This window comes from Ruegeria sp. Alg231-54 (assembly GCF_900143525.1).
Classification (GTDB): domain Bacteria; phylum Pseudomonadota; class Alphaproteobacteria; order Rhodobacterales; family Rhodobacteraceae; genus Ruegeria.
In genome coordinates this window covers 163,085-180,448 of record NZ_FREZ01000001.1, presented here as the reverse complement: position 1 = coordinate 180,448, position 17,364 = coordinate 163,085, and the positions used below count along the sequence as shown (strand labels likewise).

Sequence of the window (17,364 nt, the reverse complement as noted above, 5' to 3'; positions counted from 1 at the left end):
GTGGTTGCGACACAAAACGTGAATTCCGATCTCACCAAAATCATCGCCCAACAATGATATCCGCGCAAAGACCGCCCAGCCTTTCACTTTTACCAAGCCGCAGAACACCGCCATGTGCGCGGGCAATATCCGCAACAATCGCTAATCCTAGACCAACGCCACTGCCCTGATTCTGATTTCGCGCGGGATCAAGGCGCGAGAACGGTTTTACAGCCTCAGTGCGCTGCTCTACCGGAATACCCGGTCCATCATCTTCGACCCGGATGCGCACGATTTTGGGCGTCAGGGACAAGCTGACCTCGGCCCGGTTGCCATATCGCACCGCATTGCCAATCAAATTTTCGACCGCGCGGCGAATGGCCATGGGGCGCAGCATCGCCGTGCCGTCACCTTCGACTGAGACTAATTCGGCCTGATGACCTGCCCGGCGCGCGTCTTCGACGATCTGACGCAACAACACTGCAGGTTCGATCGCCTCGGCTGGCCCCTCGGCGACACCACGTGAGAAATCAAGGAACGCATCCAGCAGCAATTGCATTTCGTCCACGTCCTGTTTCAGCGGTGCTGCCTGATCTTCGGGCAACATGGAAAGACCCAGTTTCAGCCGCGTCAGCGGTGTTCTCAGGTCGTGGCTTACACCCGAAAGCATCATCGTGCGCTGTTCCATCTGTCGCTCGATTCTAGCCCTCATTTCCAGAAACGCACTGCCAGCAGCGCGCACTTCTATTGCGCCCCCCGGCGTATATGGTACTACCCTGCCCCGACCAAAGGCCTGCGCAGCGTCAGAAAGGCGGGTAATAGGCCGCAGCTGATTGCGCATATAGAGGAATGAGATCGTCGTCATCACAACGGCAAAGAACATCATGGTCACAATCAACTGATGCGGCGCCGTGGGCGACAGGCGGCGGCGATCTATCGTCAGCTGGAGCAGCCCTAGATCGGTTTCAAGGTACAACCGAGCTTCATCACCCGAAGGCAAAGCGACGGCGACCAGATCTGGCAGCCCCGCTCGCAAATGGTATTCGACCTGTGGTGCGATAAAATCGTACCACCGACGCCTGTCCGTTATCGGGTTTTCGTCGCCGTCAACAAAACGGGCTTTCATATCAAGCACCGACAAATCCAGGCGTATCGCTGCCAGCGCCTGCTGCTGGGTCTCGGCCCTTTTCATGGTTTCCAGCACCAACGTCACTTCGCGCGTGGCGGTCTTGGTCATCTGCGCGGTGACGTCCTCGAGATGCTTTTGCAAGAAGGCAATCCCCACCACCAACAGCAGCACGACAACTGGAAGAACCAGAATTAGTGCCGCGCGGGCATACAGGCTGCGCGGCATATATTGTTTGAGCCATCGACTGAACATGCGCTAAACCTAACGGGCTGATCCGCCAAGAGAAAGAGCTCAGAATGCAGGCGCCCGACGATTTCAACCCGCCCTCCGGTCTGGCGATCGACTTACAACCCGGGCTGCGCCGGATACAAGCCCCGAATCCGTCCCCGATGACCTATCGCGGTACGAACACGTACCTTTTGGGAGAACGTGATTTGGCGGTCATTGATCCCGGTCCTTTGAGCGATGCGCATCTTGCGGCGATTCTGAACGCGGTGCAGCCGGGGCAACGGATCAGCCATATTATCGTCACGCACAGCCATCTGGATCATTCACCGCTCGCGGCGCCATTGGCGGCACGCACCGGCGCGTCGATTCTGGCCTTTGGCGGCCCACAGGCCGGACGCAGCGCAGTGATGGCACAACTGGCGCGGCAGGGTCTGGCCGGCGGCGGCGAAGGGATAGACACTGCGTTTCGCCCGGATGTCGAAGTGGCGGATGGTGAGGTGATCGAGGGCGACGATTGGCAACTTGAGGTCATCCATACGCCCGGTCACCTGGGCAATCATATCGCTTTGGGTTGGGGCGATGTCTGCTTTACTGCCGATCACGTCATGGGCTGGGCCAGCTCACTGGTTTCTCCACCGGATGGGGACCTGACAGACTTTATGCAGGCGTGCCACAGGTTGCGTGCGCGGGATTGGGCCGTGTTTCATGCGGGTCACGGTGCGGAGATCACCAACCCTTCTGAACGGTTGGATTGGCTGATCACTCACCGGCTGTCCCGCGAGGCGCAGATACTGGCGGCGCTGGAGGAGCAGCCCGGAATCGCCCGACAACTTGCCGAGCGCGTCTATACCGACACGCCAGCCGCGCTTTTGCCCGCGGCTGAACGCAACGTGTTCGCACATCTAGTTGATCTTTATGGTAAATCTCAAGTTTACACTTCCGACGCACTTTCAGTCGATGCCATGTTTTCAAGGTCAACATGAACACGCAGAACTTTTTTTCCGTTTGATGCAGTTCCCCTCTGGACGGGCAAAAAACGGGTTGTTATACGCCCCTCAGTTCCGGCGTAGCTCAGCGGTAGAGCAGTTGACTGTTAATCAATTGGTCGTAGGTTCGATCCCTACCGCCGGAGCCAAAATCTCCTGATATCAAGACCCTCATTCGGCACCAAATTCGGTGCTATTCGGATTGATGTCATTTTGGCGAAAAAAATTCTGCCCCCCACTGGACGCCGTAGAAACAGGTTGCTATACGGCGCGAACCGTTCCGGCGTAGCTCAGCGGTAGAGCAGTTGACTGTTAATCAATTGGTCGTAGGTTCGATCCCTACCGCCGGAGCCATTTTCAACAATATCAGGCGCTTAGCCTATCAAGGCACCCTCGAAGTCTGCGCGCAGATTGCGTTTCAGGACCTTCCCGGTCGCGTTCAGTGGTAGCGCATCCACAAAGACAACCTTATCGGGCACCTGCCATTTGGCGATTTTACCGTCGAAGAAAGCCAGCAATTCTTCTTCACTCGGGTCCGCGCCTTCGGCTTTGACGGCAACCAACAAGGGGCGTTCGTCCCATTTGGGATGTGGCACACCAACAACGGCTGCAGTGGCAAGTTGCGGGTGGGCTACGGCGATGTTTTCCAACTCGACCGAACTGATCCACTCACCCCCGGATTTGATGATGTCCTTGGACCGGTCGCGGATTGTCATGTATCCGTCAGGGTCCAACGTTGCGACATCTCCGGTCGCGAACCATCCGTCCTGCAGCAGGTCTTCATCCTGCATTTGGAAATAGCTGTCCAACACCCAATGACCGCGCACCAGCAGATCGCCCTGCGTAACGCCGTCATGCGGCAGATCATTGCCGTCATCATCGACGATTTTCAACTCGACCCCGTAGGGCGGACGACCCTGGCTTTCGCGCAGCTTGTGTTGTTCTTCAGGCGGAAGGTCTAGATGCTTGGCCAGTGGGTTGTTCGTGCTTCCCAGGGGACTCATCTCGCTCATGCCCCAGGCGTGAACCGTATCGACACCATAGGTCTCGCGAAAAGTTTCGATCATCGAGGGCGGGCACGCTGCACCGCCAATGACAGTGCGGTTCAAGCTGGCGAGTTTGCTACCTGACTTCTCGGCATGTGCCAGCAAGCCTTGCCAGATCGTCGGAACCCCCATTGCCAGCGTCACGCCATATGTATCGACCAGATTCACCAGGGCTTCGCCATGCAGGCCCGGCCCCGGCAGCACCATGCGTGAACCCGACATGGCGCAGGCATAGGGCGACCCCCAGGCGTTGACATGGAACATTGGAACCACCGGCATCACGACATCCATAGCAGAAAAGCCTATGACATCTCGCGTGTTCGATCCAAAACTGTGCAGGACTGTGGAACGATGGGAATACAGAACGCCTTTGGGATTGCCCGTCGTGCCCGAGGTGTAACACAGGCTGGACGCTGTGTTTTCATCGAAACTGGGCCACTGAAAATCGCCATCGCCAGTTTCGATCAGGTCATCATAGAACGCGACGCCAGGGATTTGGGCAACGGCGTCTTCCTTCCGTGGGCCCATCAAAACGAAATGGCGCACTTCAGTCAGGTGTTCGTGCAGGGCCGCGACCAGAGGGATGAATGTCGCATCAAAGAACAGAACCCGGTCTTTGGCGTGGTTGATAATGTAAGTCAGCTGTTCCGGGAAAAGCCGGGGGTTCACCGTGTGGCACACATATCCCGCGCCGGAAGTCGCATAATAAATCTCCAGATGTCGTCGGTTATTCCAGGACAACGTGCCGATGCGGTCCTGGGGTTCCAGTCCCAGCTTGGTCAGCGCCGAACCCAGCTTTCGCGCGTTTTGTGCCACTTGCGCCCAAGTGGTTTCAGTGACCGACCCATCGGTTTCGACCGAGTAGATCTCGGTCTGGCCATGATAGCGTTCGGCGTGATCAATCAGCGACGAAATCAACAAAGGCTGCGTCATCATCTGTCCCAGCATGGACATCCTCCCAATGTCAGCACCACTCAGTTGGGCAGCGCTGTCTGCTTGCCCGAAGCCTCATGTCCGCTTGCGCAAAGCAGAGAGTTCAGGGCGTTCCCTAAGAACTGACCCTGCCAATCATTTAATTGTCTGACAATAAAAGAATGCAGCCTGCCTCTACGGCAGGCTGCCAAAAATCACGTTATTGATCGCGGTGGCGCATTGCATAGGCAACCAAGGCAGCGGTCGAGCCGTCCTTGCCAGTCGCGCTTTCTTCTCCGTCGACGATCGGGCCGAGAGATGTGGCAAGTTCCTTGCCCAACTCAACGCCCCACTGGTCGAACGAGTTGATGCCCAATAGGACGCCCTCGACAAACACACGATGTTCGTAAAGCGCGATGATCTGGCCCAGAACAAACGGCGTGAGCATTGGATACATCAACGTTGTCGAAGGACGGTTGCCCGGAAAAACGCGGTGACGGGCTTGCCGTTCCAGCTCGTCCCCTTCCAGCCTCTTCTCCGCCATCCGTTGCCGTGCTTCGCCCAAGGATCGACCGCGCATCAGCGCCTCGGACTGCGCCAGGCAATTGGCCAGCAACAGTCGGTGATGGTGGGTCAATTCCGGTTCGTGCCCCTCGGCCGCGACCATGAACTCACAGGGGATCACGTCGGTGCCTTGGTGGATCAACTGATAAAATGCATGCTGCCCATTGGTGCCCGGCTCACCCCAGACGACGGGGCCCGAGGGAATGGTCAGAGTGTTGCCGTCCATGGCAACAGATTTGCCGTTCGATTCCATCTCAAGCTGTTGAAAATACGCAGGCAATCGCAGCAGGCGCTGATCATAAGGCAGCACGGCCCGGCTGGCATGACCCTGAACCTGACGATGCCAAATGCCGACCAAAGCCAGCATAACGGGCATATTTTCGACCCAGTCGGCGGCGCGGAAATGTATATCCATCGCCTGCCCGCCGCGCAAGAACGCATCGAAGGCGTTCGATCCGACGGCGATCATCACCGGCAAGCCGACCGGACCCCAGACCGAGTAGCGCCCGCCTACCCAATCAGCGAAACCGAATACGCGCTCTTGGGGGATGCCAAAGGCTTGGGTTTTGTCCTGCGCGCTGGACACGGCGGCAAACTGCTTGCCCGGATCGCCGCCGCCGTCTTCCATCCAAGCCCGCGCGGTTCGAGCATTGGTCATCGTCTCGATGGTCGTGAAGGTTTTTGAGGCAACAATCACCAGTGTCCGCGTTGGATCCAGCTGGCGCAACGTATCTGCGATGTGGGCACCGTCTACGTTCGATACATAATGCAGCCTTGGCCCATCGTGATACGGCGACAGCGCATGTGTTGCCATCACCGGGCCCAAGTCCGAACCACCGATGCCGATATTGACCACATCGGTAAAGGCGCCCCCTGCCCCGGTGACCGCGCCGCCACGCACCTCTTCTGCAAAGACGCGCATCCGTTGCAACGTGCCCAGAACGTCGGGCATGACGTCCAACCCATCAACTTCGACAGGACCACCGTCCAGATTGCGAAGCGCAGTGTGCAAAACCGCGCGACCTTCGGTTTCGTTGATCTTTTCCCCGTCAAACATCGCGGCGCGGCGCGAGGCCAGACCCGCCTCATCACACAACGCGATTAAGGCTTTTCGGACCTCATCTGTGATCTGAGTTTTAGAGTAATCAAACAACAGGTCGCCGGTCGATGCAGAAAAACTCTGCGCGCGGTTCGGATCGGTTTCAAACAGGCCCAGGATGGCTTCGTCCTGAGCGTCGGATGCAAGGGTTTTGAGCGAGTTCAATTGCATCTGCGTTACTCCGCCCAATGAACCGTCATGCCGGTCAGCGTGGCGGCGATCGGTGCCTCTTCTGGTGGCAGCGACATGGCCTTGTCCAACGCGTCGCGTTTGGCGGCGCCATAAATGATCAGGTGTTTTGACAGCGCGCCGTCCAGCACCGGGCCGGTCAGCGTGATCCGCGCCTCGGGCTGAGTTTCGGTGCGCGCAACAGCAAGAATGGGCGCATGGCTGTCCAGCGCAGCCTCAAGCCCCTGCATCCCCGGAAACAGTGACGCGGTGTGCATATCCTCACCCATCCCCAATACCAGAACCGACAATGGCAAAACCGGCGCGATCAGGTTTTCGATTTCCGGCAGGACATCGTCGGGTTCCTTACCCTCAAGATACAGCGGCACATACTGGGCAACCGAAGCCCGGTTCGTCAGCAGGCGCTGCCGGATCAGCCGTTCGTTCGATCGATCACTGTCACCCGGAACACAGCGCTCATCGGTCGGCAAAACCCGCACCCGGTCCCATGCCAGATCGGCCGCGCAAAGACCATCAAAGACCGGCCCCGGCGTCGTACCACCCGGCACGGCCAATGAGACCGTGTCGTGATGCAGCAAGGCAGCCTCCAACTCTCCGGCCAAGGCGTTTGCGACATCAATGGCCAGCATGTCGCGATCCGCATATTCTTGAATCTTCATGGGTTTATTCCTTGCCAGCGGCGACCATCTCGTTTCATCAACAGCTCGGCGTCGCCCGGACCTGTGCTGCCGCTTTCATAGGGTTTTGGTACGTCACCGCGCGCGTGCCAACCGGCAATGATCGGGTCGGTCCAGGCCCATGCGGCCTCGACCTCATCCCCGCGCATGAACAGGGTCTGGTTGCCCCGGATCACGTCCATCACCAGCCGTTCATATGCATCGGGCGGGTCTTGGTTTCCCGACCCCAGCGCCTCGGCAAAACTCATGTCCAAGGGCACATCGACCAGGCGCATCCCACCCGGCCCGGGTTCCTTGATCGTCACCTTCAGCGTTATTCCCTCGTTCGGCTGCAGGCGGATCGATAGGACATTTGCGTGGCGTCCGGCCTCTTCGCCAAAAATCGAATGCGGCGCGTCTTTGAACATCACATTGATTACCGAAGACCGCGCCACCAGACGCTTACCCGTGCGCAGATAGAATGGAGTACCCGCCCACCGCCAATTGCTGATATGCGCCCGCAGCGCCACATAGCTTTCGGTGGTCGAGCGCGGATTGCCCACATTCTCGCGGTATCCTTTCCCGTTGCCACCGCCATCGAACTGACCACGCACGATATGGTGTGGCTGGACCTGATCCAACGCGCGAATAACCTTGAGCTTTTCATCCCGCACAGCGTCAGGATCAAACTTTGCCGGCGGCTCCATCGCGATCAGACACAAAAGCTGCATCAGGTGATTTTGCATCATGTCGCGCATGGCACCTGCGCGCTCATAGTACTCTTCCCGCCCGTCGATACCTACGGATTCGGCCACCGTGATCTGGATGTGATCAACATACTGGCTATTCCACAGCGGTTCGAACAGCATATTGCCAAAGCGAACGGCCATCAGGTTCTGGACGGTTTCCTTTCCCAGATAGTGATCAATCCGGTAGATTTGGCTTTCCCGAAAATGCTCAGCCAAGGTCGCGTTTAACGCCCGTGCGCTTTCCAAATCGTGACCAAAGGGTTTTTCAACGACAATCCGCGTGCTTGGCGTTGCAAGATCATGCGCTTTGATCCTTTCGGCCAAAGGCCCGAACAGGCGTGGACCAACCGAAAAATAGAACGCGCGCACCCGATCTTGGTTCAGCTTGTCAGAAAGCTGATCCCAGCCCTCATTCGAATATCCGTCGAGGGTCACATAGTCGACGCGGTCCAGAAACGCGCGCAATGCGCCCTCGTCCCGGCATTGCGCAGTCGCATGGGTTCGCAGCGATTCGGCGACCATTGCCTGAAACCCCGCGCGGTCGTGGACCGTGCGCGCCGCGCCTATGATTTGCACACCTTCGGCCCACTGCCCTGAGCAAAAGCGCCGAAACAGGGCCGGTAAAATCTTGCGTTGCGCCAAGTCACCGGTCCCGCCAAAAATGACGAGATCGAACGGATCAACAGGTATGACGCGAGAAACCATGGTTTTTCCTTATCTTGCCCCGCCGGGCATGTCCAATGTTAGCGCAATCGGTCAGCGTAAATCCCCCATCATCAAAACTCTGTCAGGTCGCACTTGCCTGACTTAACTAATCCGAGTCGAGCAGCTACATCAGAAGTAACTTCAAAGAACCGGATACCGGAATGAAAGACAACGCGCCTCAGACCGCCAATATCGGCAAGTTTCAGAACAAATTGGTGACAGCAGATGGGCAAACCCGCGCTTCCGTAGCGCTGAAAAACCCCGAGACGTTGTGGTTCAATACCGGCACCCTTTGCAATATCGAATGCGTCAACTGCTACATCGCCAGCAGCCCCTCCAATGATGCGCTGGTCTATATCACCACCGAAGAGGTGCGCGACTACTTGGACCAGATCGAAGAACGCGACTGGCCGGTGCGTGAGATTGGGTTCACCGGGGGCGAGCCCTTTATGAATCCTGAAATGATCGACATGACCCGTGCCGCCTTAGAACGCGGATATGAGGTTTTGATCCTGACAAATGCAATGCTGCCGATGATGCGCCGCAAGATGCGTGAAGGGCTGCTGGATCTGAAGCGCAACTATGGAAACAAGCTGACACTTCGCGTTTCCGTGGACCACTATCGCCCCGAACTGCATGACGAGGAACGCGGCAAAGGCAGCTTTGACAAGACGATCACCGGAATGGAGTGGCTGCGCGACAACGGGTTCAATATCGCCATCGCCGGCCGCACGGTCTGGGGTGACAGCGACGCCGACAGCCGCGCCGGGTATGAGGCGTTCTTCAAGCGGCACAGCTTTGACATCGACGCACAGAATCCTGGCCAGACCGTTTTGTTTCCCGAGATGGACGAAACTGTCGAAGTCCCCGAAATCACAACCGCTTGCTGGAGCATTCTGGATAAAGCACCCGAGGCTGTAATGTGTTCGAATGCCCGCATGGTGGTCAAACGCAAAGGCGCAGAACAACCTGCCGTTCTGGCCTGTACCTTACTGCCGTACGAGCCTGAGTTTGAAATGGGCAACACACTTGCCGAGGCCGAGGCCGACGTGCACCTCAACCACCCACATTGTGCCAAGTTCTGTGTTCTGGGTGGCGCCAGTTGCTCGGGCTGATCAATTCAGCTCGGGCGATTTCCAGTATTTTGTGCCTGACGCCCCAGCCGAAACGCGCCAGCCCTTTTTGCTGAGCACAAAAAACGACCGCCCGTCTGTGAACCTGAGCGTCTCATCGGTGCGCTCGTCACCATACATTGCGCCGGATTCCGCAGTCGCGTCGTAACCTTGCGTGATAAAACTGTCCAAATCTGCCTGGGTTTCAAACAGGATCACGAATTTGGTCTCGAACCCGCCTATACCGATCGCCGCGCCCACGCCGCCAGTTCCCATATTCATATAGGTGTGCTGACCGGTGTCTTTGTTCACGGCAACACCGCGCCCGTACCCTGCGGACACCGGGAAAACTGTCACCTTGCGAGAATCGAACGCAGCATATCCCGCACTGACATCATATAGCGCCTGTGCTTCGGGATTTTCGGTTAGCAACTGCGCCAACACATCGACGGCCATGACATCCAGCTTGGCGCGAGTCTCTTCGGGCGTCGCCTCGTTGGACAGCAAATCAGAGGTGGACGTGATGGTTTCATCAACCGCGCTCGCCCCTTTTTCGAGTGTCTGTCCGACGGTTTCTGCCCCGCGTCCAACGGCGTCTGTCGTGTTTTCAACGCCCTTTTTGATTTTATCTAGGACACCTTCGGCCGACACAGGCCCGGCTAGGCAGATGGCGGCTGCAATCAATAAAACTCTGGGCATTCCGTGTTTCCGCTTGTGACCAATGACTTGGCCGCCAAGATACCGGATGCACCGGAAATGTATATGGGTTTGGGCCTGATGCGCCCTGGCGTCAATTCACTCGGAATTCGCCTACCACGTTGCGCCATTCTCCGGGCGCGATCATTTTGCGATGAGTAAACCGCACCGAATGCAACGGTCCTTCAATCTCTCGCTGCCAGAATTCAATAAAATCAAATAGTTTGGGATGATCCGGCGCAAGGTCGTATTCCTGCCAGATAAATGTATTGAGCACGTGAATATAGTCAGGCATGTGATAAAAAAATTCGGCCGTCGTCAGCCCATACCCCTTGAGCATCAGTTCTGTTTCGCTTTGCTCCATGCAGACCTCCAAAATTGTTGCAAGGTCTCTTCAGCATAACACAGAAACCACCTAACCCTTGGTTAACAATATGTTACCCCAGTGTTACGGGTGTTTTTTGCCCAGATTGCGCTGCTTGCTTGCACCTTATGTGCCGGGTCTGATAAGGTACATCCACAAGATATAGACCCAGCACAATAAACGGGCAGGTTACGTGAGCGATACGCCAGAAACCCCAGAAAACATGGATGAAACACCGCCCCAGCGTCCCGTATATGACGGCCCGACGGTATCCATCGAATCCGAGATGCGCACGTCCTATCTGGACTATGCCATGTCGGTCATCGTGTCCCGCGCGATCCCCGATCTGCGCGATGGCCTGAAACCGGTGCACCGGCGCATCCTCTATGCCATGCACGAGACGGGCAATACGCACGACAAGTCATACCGCAAATCGGCCCGGCCGGTTGGCGATGTCATGGGTAAATACCACCCGCATGGTGACAGCGCGATCTACGACGCGCTGGTGCGGATGGCCCAGGATTTCTCGATGTCGCTGCCGCTGCTGGATGGTCAGGGCAACTTTGGCTCCATGGACGGTGATAACCCGGCGGCCATGCGCTATACCGAAGTGCGGATGGACAAGCCCGCCGCATCTCTCTTGGCCGATATCGAAAAAGAGACAGTCGATTTTCAGGACAACTATGACGGCAAGGACCGTGAACCGACGGTTCTGCCCGCCCGTTTCCCGAACATGCTGGTCAACGGTGCCGGTGGTATCGCCGTCGGCATGGCGACCAACATCCCGCCGCATAACCTTGGCGAAGTCATCGACGCAACGCTGGCGTTGATCGATGAACCGGATCTGACATCCGAACAGCTGATCGAATACATCCCCGGCCCTGATTTCCCAACCGGTGGTGTGATGTTGGGCCGTTCCGGCGCGCGCAAAGCTTATCTGGAAGGGCGCGGCAGCGTCATAATCCGCTCCAAGACCCGCGTCGAGGAAATCCGCAAGGACCGCTATGCCATCGTCGTGGACGAGATCCCCTATCAGGTGAACAAGGCCTCGATGATCGAAAAGATCGCCGAAGCCGTTCGCGAAAAACGCATCGAAGGCGTCAGCCACGTTCAGGACGAATCCGACCGCAATGGGGTGCGTGTCGTGGTCGAACTCAAACGTGATGCGACGCCCGAAGTTGTTTTGAACCAGCTTTTCCGTTTCTCGCCGATGCAGACCTCGTTTGGCTGCAACATGCTGGCGCTGAATGGTGGCCGGCCCGAGCAGTTGACCCTGCGCCGGTTCCTGACCTCCTTCATTGACTTCCGTGAAGATGTCGTAGCCCGTCGCACTGCGTACGACCTGCGCAAAGCCCGCGAACGCAGCCACATCCTGTGTGGCCTGGCCGTGGCTGTATCGAACGTGGATGAGGTGGTCGCCACAATCCGGTCATCCGCTGACGCGGCGCAAGCGCGTGAAAAGCTGATGACCCGCCGCTGGCCTGCGGCTGAGATCGAAAGTTATCTGCGCCTGATCGACGATCCTCTGTCCAAGATGAACGACGACGGCACCTATAACCTGACCGAAGTTCAGGCCCGCGCCATCCTCGACCTGCGTCTGCAGCGACTGACTCAGATCGGTGTCAAAGAGGTTACGGACGAGCTGGAAGAACTGGCAGATAAGATCCAGGAATACCTCGATATTCTGTCCTCGCGAGAGCGCATCATGTCGATCATCGGAGATGAGCTGCGCAGCGTTCGTGAACAGTTTGCCGTGCCCCGTCGCACCGAGATCGTCGATTGGTCCGGCGACATGGAAGACGAAGACCTGATCGAACGTGAGGATATGGTCGTGACCGTCACGTCGGGCGGCTACATCAAGCGTACGCCGCTGGCCGATTTCCGAGCACAAAAGCGCGGCGGCAAGGGGCTGTCGGGGATGCAGACCAAGGAAGAGGATGTTGTCACCAACCTCTTCGTGGCCAACACACACACGCAACTGCTGTTCTTCACGACGGATGGCATGGTCTACAAGCTCAAGACCTGGCGTCTGCCGCAGTCGGGGCGCACAGGTAAGGGCAAGGCAATCGTCAACATCCTGCCGATCCCGACCGGTGTTTCCATCGCCGCGATCATGCCCGTAGATGTACCCGATGAAGAATGGGAAAACCTTCAAATCATCTTCGCCACCAGCGCGGGCGACGTGCGTCGTAACCGCTTGTCGGACTTCACCAATGTCCGACGCAACGGCAAGATCGCAATGAAACTGCCCGAAGATGTTGAACTGGTGAACGCCCGCATCTGCTCGGAAGATGAAGATGTGATGTTGGTCACCAATTCGGGCCGTGCGATCCGTTTCCGCACCACCGATGTACGGGTGTTCAATTCGCGCGAATCCACCGGTGTGCGCGGTATCAGGCTGTCCAATGGCGACCGCGTGGTTTCGATGTCGGTGATCCGCCATTTCGAAGCGACCCCCGAAAATCGTGTGGCTTACCTTAAAATGCGCCGTGCGGTTGCAGGGCTTACCGAAGATGACGCTGGTGACGACGAGGAAGCCGCAGCAAGCAGCGATTTCAACCAGGAAAAGTATGCCGAGATGTCGGCCGCCGAAAACCTGATCCTGACAATCACGGCGGGCGGCGCAGGCAAGCTGAGCTCCAGCCACGACTATCCTGTACGCGGACGCGGCGGGATGGGTGTGGCCGCCATGGACAAGGCGATGCGTGGTGGCGAACTCGTCGCCTCGTTCCCGGTCGATATGGAAGATCAGATCATGCTGGCGACGTCCAAAGGCCAATCGATAAGAGTGCCGGTTGATGGGATTTCGTTCCGCTCCCGCTCGGCCGGTGGCGTGAAGGTCTTCAACACCGGCAAAGGCGAAGTGGTCGTCAGTGTTGCCTGGATCGCCGATCAGGGCGACGAGGACGAAGCGGAAGAGTAACCGACAGATCCATAACATTATTCAGGCGTTACACTTTCGGGTGTGGCGCCTTTTTATTTATCAAAAGGTCTTCGACCGCCCAAAGGCGATCCTGTCCCCAGACACTTTCCCCGGCGACACGGAAACTAGGGACACCCCATAGCCCGATCTCTTGCAGACGGTCCTGATTGACCGCTACCCGATCTCTCCAACGATCTGAGCTAACGTGCGGTTTCGCACTTTGCCAATCCAACCCCGCGTTTTCGATGATAGTCCGAAGCCCCCGATCAGTTGCTGCATTCAGTCCCTCGGACCAAACGCCGCGCAGGAAGGCGGAACAGAACTCAGGCAATTTTTCCTGCGCTTCGGCATAATCCAGTAAGGCATAGCCACGCTCGACCCCTTTGCCCAAAGGATCACAGATACGCCCAACCGGGATCCCCAACCGCCGCGCTTCGCGCACGCAATCATAAAGGATGTAGGAAGACTTGGGTGGAGGGACGGGTAAACCTCGCATCAACATTGGCAAAACCGGCCTCAGAACCAGCCGTGCGTTGTAGTGGCGTGCCAAGTCGACGGCCCGGTCAAATGCCAGATAAGAATAAGGGCTGCGGAAAGAATAGAAGAACTCAATCTCCTGATCCTGAGACTTCTCTTGGTCCAATTGCACTGAAGGCAAAGACACTATCGGTGACGACCCGCTTCCCAGGCCCGCGTGCAGCAACCGGTCTTCGAGATAATGAAGACGATCAACGCCCCAATACCATTCGTCATCGTAGTGAAATGTTCCGCCGAGATAGTGACCCAAATCGGAAAGTTGTTGGTCACCATCCTCGATCAGCGCAGCCGGTAAGGGGTGATCTGAGGACGAAAAACCCTTTCCCGACCAAAGATCTTCGCTGATATCTCGGACATTTTTAACAAAGCTCTCATTCGTCAGTTCGGCTGCCATCTGGTTTTCCGCAACTGCAATGAAAGCCTCGTCAGGAACTGAGCCTTTAGGAGGGCTGAAACCAAGCTTTAGGGCCAGTCTTGCCGCATCTTTGATAGCATTTTGCCGATGTGCTGCCGGGTCCGGCAAAGCCTCGGCCGGAGGGCCCGAAATCAGATGTGGGCGCAGCTCGACATCATAGGTGTCTCGAAACTGCTGTAAGACCTGTGCGGTGAGGTGACAGTATGGGTCGGAAACATCATGGAAATAATGGACAACGCGCGGGCGGTTCATCACCTGATGCTTTGCCTCCAGCACGCTCCTACGCGCCACCAGGCGCGTGTTGCTGGTCAGAATTGACGCTAAGTGTGGTTTGACATGTGTTGCAAAGAACAAGGTGGTTCCTTTGGTAAAACCGTTCGAACCACCCTACCCTCATTCAGGTCAAAACCAATGCACCTACACGGCAACTTGACGAAACGTTTTCTGACCTCAGAGCCCGTATAACCCGCCAAATTTCTGTTCCAGATACCCGAGTAACGGGTCAGGCCCGGGTTCCATACCGCTTGCACGCTGAATGGTCTCGCGTGGAGCGTAAAGCCCGCCATGTTGCTGCACATTCTCGTGCAGCCAACCGGTTGCGCCTGACGTGTCACCTGCTGCCAATTGCGCATCCAGTTCCGGCACAGCGTTCCGCAACGCTTGGTAAAGGCATCCTGCATAGACATTGCCCAGCGAATAGGTTGGGAAATAACCAAACAGACCCACTGACCAGTGCACATCCTGCAGACATCCGTTCGACGGTTTGTCGACCGCATATCCGAAATCCGCCTTGAAACGGTCGTTCCACGCGGCCTCAAGATCATCCACTTGGAGGTCACCGGCCATCAGCGCGCGTTCCAGATCAAAGCGCAGCATGATGTGGAGGTTGTATTGCACCTCATCCGCCTCGGTCCGGATGTAACCGTTGTGAACACCGTTGACCGTTGCATAGAACGTATCCGCGTCGGTGATGCCAAAATCACCAAACGCGTCTTTCATTTGGCCAAACAACCAACCGGTAAAGGCACGGGATCGGCCCAGTTGGTTCTCGTAAATCCGGCTTTGGCTTTCGTGCACACCCATCGACACGCCACGCCCCAAAGGCGTCAGGGCGTAGGCCAGATCAATCCCTTGTTCATAGGCGGCATGACCTACCTCGTGAATCGTCGAATAGAAACAGTTGAACGGATCGGTTTCACTGGTCCGGGTGGTGATCCGAACATCCGATCCACTGCCCGAGCTGAACGGGTGAACGGCCTTGTCGATGCGGCCTGTATTCAGGTCATAGCCAAAAGTGGTTGCCAGTTTTTCCGACAATTGCATCTGTTTCAGCTCATCGAAACTCCCCGTCAATGCCTGAGGTGCAGATTTATCCAGAACAGCGGCGCGCAGTGCTACCAGATGCGGGCGCATCTGGTCAAAGATTTCGGCGATTTGCGTCCCGGTCGTGTAGGGCTCATAGTCCTCGACCATAGCGTCGTAGATATTGCCACCCTGCGCCAGTGCAGCACCTTCTTCACGCTTTAGCGCCACGACCTCGCCCAAAACGGGCAGGAAAGCGGCAACATCTTCGTCTGCGCGGGCCTGCGCCCATGTTCCCTGAGCCGCAGATGTCACGCGCGCGATGGCCGTTGCCAGATCAGCAGGCACTTTGACCGTCCGTTCATAGGACCGGCGGATTTCGCGCAACTGCGCCTGATCGACTTGATCCTGAGGGTCGGCTTGTTCCAGCCATTCAATCACACGGGGATCGGATCGGCGCGCGTGCAAAACCGCTTCAATCGCTGCCATTTCCTCGGCCCGCTGCGACGCGGCCCCCCGGGGCATCACCGTTTCCTGATCCCAGCCCAAACGCCCGGCAATTTCGCCAAGAGCCGAGGTTTCGCGCTGAAAGGCCATCAGATCGTCATATGCACTCATGGAATTCAGGCTCCGCGCAGAGAGGTTGCGATTGGGTATGCTGTCAGGAAACGCGCCCGCAGGATCAGGGTCCAGACGACGACGGCCATGAACTGGTGGAAGATGGCGATCTGCCACGGGGCTGCGTAGATCACGGTTGCGATCCCAATCACCACCTGCAGCGACAGCGCCGCAAAAGCCGCGTTGAAGGCAAAACGCGTTTGCGGGTGGGCGCTGCTGCTGCCGCGCCGCCAAACGATGATACCGAAGATAAACAGCAGATAGCCCGCACAACGGTGGATGAACTGAACCAGACCCGGGCTTTCAAAGAAGTTGCGCCACATCGGTTCCAGAATCGTCATATCGGGCGGCAGAAACTGCCCACCGATCAACGGCCAATCGGTATAAGACCGGCCAGCGTCGATCCCGGCGACAAGCGCACCAATGAGTATTTGCAAAAAGGCAAAATGCATCAGCCCGGTGGATAGCGAGAACAATTTCGCCTCTTTCGCGCGGCGGGCCTGCATCAGGTCGCGCTCCTCACGGCCCAACTCAAAGATGTACCACGCAAGGAAACCGAGAATTACAAATGCCAACCCCAGATGAATCGCCAAGCGATAGCTGGCCACGGCGATCATCCCCTCGCCCTGTGTCACGCCCGAGGCGACCATCCACCAGCCGACTGCACCCTGAACACCGCCCAAAAGGCCCGGAATCAACAACTTACCGGTCCAGCGGGTTGGTATTTTCCGCGCTACAAGGAAGCCAAAGAAGCCAAGAGCCCAGACCAGCCCAATCACGCGCCCCAGCTGACGATGGCCCCATTCCCACCAGTAGATGGATTTGAAGTCACCCAGCTCCATCCATTGGTTCTGAATGCGCCACTGGTCGATTTGCTTGTATTTGTCGAACTCGGCTTGCCAGTCCGCCTCATTCATCGGCGGGATGGCCCCGGTAATCGGCCGCCACTCGGTGATCGACAACCCGCTGTCGGTCAGCCGAGTCAGCCCGCCCACAGCGATCATGACGACCACCAGCGCAAACAGGATCATCAGCCAGGCGCGAATGGCCTTGCGCGCACCCCCGCGGCCACGATCGATCATACCCGGTTGAACGGCTTGTTGTTTTTCAGTGTCTGAGACGTCTTCGAAGATGCTGCGCTTACCGCTCATGCTG

At 57.3% G+C, this 17,364-nt stretch carries 13 protein-coding genes and 2 tRNA genes; 5 read left to right on the top strand and 10 right to left on the bottom strand.

The annotated features are described in order from the left end of the window. Positions 1–40: 40 nt before the first annotated feature. The gene (locus tag DHN12_RS00910; protein WP_108858499.1) at positions 41–1,360 is read right to left on the bottom strand and encodes an ATP-binding protein; all 1,320 of its coding nucleotides are present in this window, start codon (positions 1,358–1,360) and stop codon (positions 41–43) included. 44 nt (positions 1,361–1,404) lie between these two features. On the opposite strand from DHN12_RS00910, the gene DHN12_RS00905 reads away from it, so the two are divergent. The 3 genes from DHN12_RS00905 (at position 1,405) to DHN12_RS00895 (ending at position 2,676) form a co-directional block, all read left to right on the top strand. Then, positions 1,405–2,319 carry an MBL fold metallo-hydrolase gene (locus DHN12_RS00905; protein ID WP_108858498.1) on the top strand — a complete coding sequence of 305 codons (915 nt, stop codon included), beginning with the start codon at positions 1,405–1,407 and terminating at the stop codon, positions 2,317–2,319. A 77-nt stretch (positions 2,320–2,396) separates the two neighbouring features. Continuing rightward, positions 2,397–2,471 (top strand) — tRNA-Asn (locus DHN12_RS00900). 130 nt (positions 2,472–2,601) lie between these two features. Further along, a tRNA-Asn gene (locus DHN12_RS00895) sits at positions 2,602–2,676 on the top strand. Between the two features lie 20 nt (positions 2,677–2,696). On the opposite strand, the gene DHN12_RS00890 is transcribed toward DHN12_RS00895, so the two are convergent. From DHN12_RS00890 to zwf, 4 genes are all read right to left on the bottom strand, one after another. After that, the gene (locus tag DHN12_RS00890) at positions 2,697–4,316 is read right to left on the bottom strand and encodes a long-chain-fatty-acid--CoA ligase (RefSeq protein ID WP_108858497.1); all 1,620 of its coding nucleotides are present in this window, start codon (positions 4,314–4,316) and stop codon (positions 2,697–2,699) included. 184 nt (positions 4,317–4,500) lie between these two features. Continuing rightward, on the bottom strand, positions 4,501–6,114 hold the full coding sequence (pgi, locus tag DHN12_RS00885; RefSeq protein ID WP_108858496.1) for a glucose-6-phosphate isomerase: 1,614 nt from the start codon (positions 6,112–6,114) through the stop codon (positions 4,501–4,503). A 5-nt stretch (positions 6,115–6,119) separates the two neighbouring features. Continuing rightward, a complete protein-coding gene (gene pgl, locus DHN12_RS00880) occupies positions 6,120–6,791 on the bottom strand; it encodes a 6-phosphogluconolactonase (protein ID WP_108858495.1) in 672 nt (223 codons plus the stop codon). Beyond that, positions 6,788–8,242, bottom strand: coding sequence for a glucose-6-phosphate dehydrogenase (zwf, locus tag DHN12_RS00875; RefSeq protein ID WP_108858494.1), 1,455 nt, complete (start codon positions 8,240–8,242; stop codon positions 6,788–6,790). The genes pgl and zwf overlap by 4 nt, the downstream gene beginning before the upstream one ends. Before the next feature lie 161 nt (positions 8,243–8,403). Here zwf and DHN12_RS00870 point away from each other — a divergent pair, with 161 nt between their 5' ends. Continuing rightward, entirely contained in the window at positions 8,404–9,357 is a 954-nt protein-coding gene (locus DHN12_RS00870; protein ID WP_108858493.1) for a radical SAM protein, read from the top strand. Here DHN12_RS00870 and DHN12_RS00865 read toward each other — a convergent pair whose 3' ends face one another. Next, positions 9,358–10,053: a hypothetical protein gene (locus tag DHN12_RS00865; RefSeq protein WP_082649161.1), complete on the bottom strand. Its 696-nt coding sequence runs from the start codon at positions 10,051–10,053 to the stop codon at positions 9,358–9,360. It abuts the gene before it with no gap. 91 nt (positions 10,054–10,144) lie between these two features. Beyond that, a complete protein-coding gene (locus tag DHN12_RS00860; RefSeq protein ID WP_058271768.1) occupies positions 10,145–10,414 on the bottom strand; it encodes an usg protein in 270 nt (89 codons plus the stop codon). A gap of 193 nt (positions 10,415–10,607) precedes the next feature. On the opposite strand from DHN12_RS00860, the gene gyrA reads away from it, so the two are divergent. Then, complete coding sequence (gyrA, locus tag DHN12_RS00855; RefSeq protein ID WP_108858492.1) at positions 10,608–13,337, top strand: DNA gyrase subunit A; 2,730 nt, start codon at positions 10,608–10,610, stop codon at positions 13,335–13,337. A gap of 28 nt (positions 13,338–13,365) precedes the next feature. Here gyrA and DHN12_RS00850 read toward each other — a convergent pair whose 3' ends face one another. The 3 genes from DHN12_RS00850 to ctaA form a co-directional block, all read right to left on the bottom strand. Beyond that, complete coding sequence (locus DHN12_RS00850) at positions 13,366–14,565, bottom strand: DsbA family protein (RefSeq protein WP_234416519.1); 1,200 nt, start codon at positions 14,563–14,565, stop codon at positions 13,366–13,368. Positions 14,566–14,739: 174 nt separating this feature from the next. Next, a complete protein-coding gene (locus DHN12_RS00845) occupies positions 14,740–16,209 on the bottom strand; it encodes a carboxypeptidase M32 (protein WP_108858490.1) in 1,470 nt (489 codons plus the stop codon). A 5-nt stretch (positions 16,210–16,214) separates the two neighbouring features. Then, positions 16,215–17,360, bottom strand: coding sequence for a heme A synthase (gene ctaA, locus DHN12_RS00840; protein ID WP_108858489.1), 1,146 nt, complete (start codon positions 17,358–17,360; stop codon positions 16,215–16,217). Positions 17,361–17,364: the final 4 nt, after the last annotated feature.

Excerpts from the sequence above, each read along its gene's own strand:
- DHN12_RS00910 (WP_108858499.1), bottom strand. The coding sequence starts at position 1,360 with ATGTTCAGTCGATGGCTCAAACAATATATGCCGCGCAGCCTGTATGCC.
- DHN12_RS00905 (WP_108858498.1), top strand. The coding sequence starts at position 1,405 with ATGCAGGCGCCCGACGATTTCAACCCGCCCTCCGGTCTGGCGATCGAC.
- DHN12_RS00890 (WP_108858497.1), bottom strand. The coding sequence starts at position 4,316 with ATGCTGGGACAGATGATGACGCAGCCTTTGTTGATTTCGTCGCTGATT.
- pgi (WP_108858496.1), bottom strand. The coding sequence starts at position 6,114 with ATGCAATTGAACTCGCTCAAAACCCTTGCATCCGACGCTCAGGACGAA.
- pgl (WP_108858495.1), bottom strand. The coding sequence starts at position 6,791 with ATGAAGATTCAAGAATATGCGGATCGCGACATGCTGGCCATTGATGTC.
- zwf (WP_108858494.1), bottom strand. The coding sequence starts at position 8,242 with ATGGTTTCTCGCGTCATACCTGTTGATCCGTTCGATCTCGTCATTTTT.
- DHN12_RS00870 (WP_108858493.1), top strand. The coding sequence starts at position 8,404 with ATGAAAGACAACGCGCCTCAGACCGCCAATATCGGCAAGTTTCAGAAC.
- DHN12_RS00865 (WP_082649161.1), bottom strand. The coding sequence starts at position 10,053 with ATGCCCAGAGTTTTATTGATTGCAGCCGCCATCTGCCTAGCCGGGCCT.
- DHN12_RS00860 (WP_058271768.1), bottom strand. The coding sequence starts at position 10,414 with ATGGAGCAAAGCGAAACAGAACTGATGCTCAAGGGGTATGGGCTGACG.
- DHN12_RS00845 (WP_108858490.1), bottom strand. The coding sequence starts at position 16,209 with ATGAGTGCATATGACGATCTGATGGCCTTTCAGCGCGAAACCTCGGCT.
- ctaA (WP_108858489.1), bottom strand. The coding sequence starts at position 17,360 with ATGAGCGGTAAGCGCAGCATCTTCGAAGACGTCTCAGACACTGAAAAA.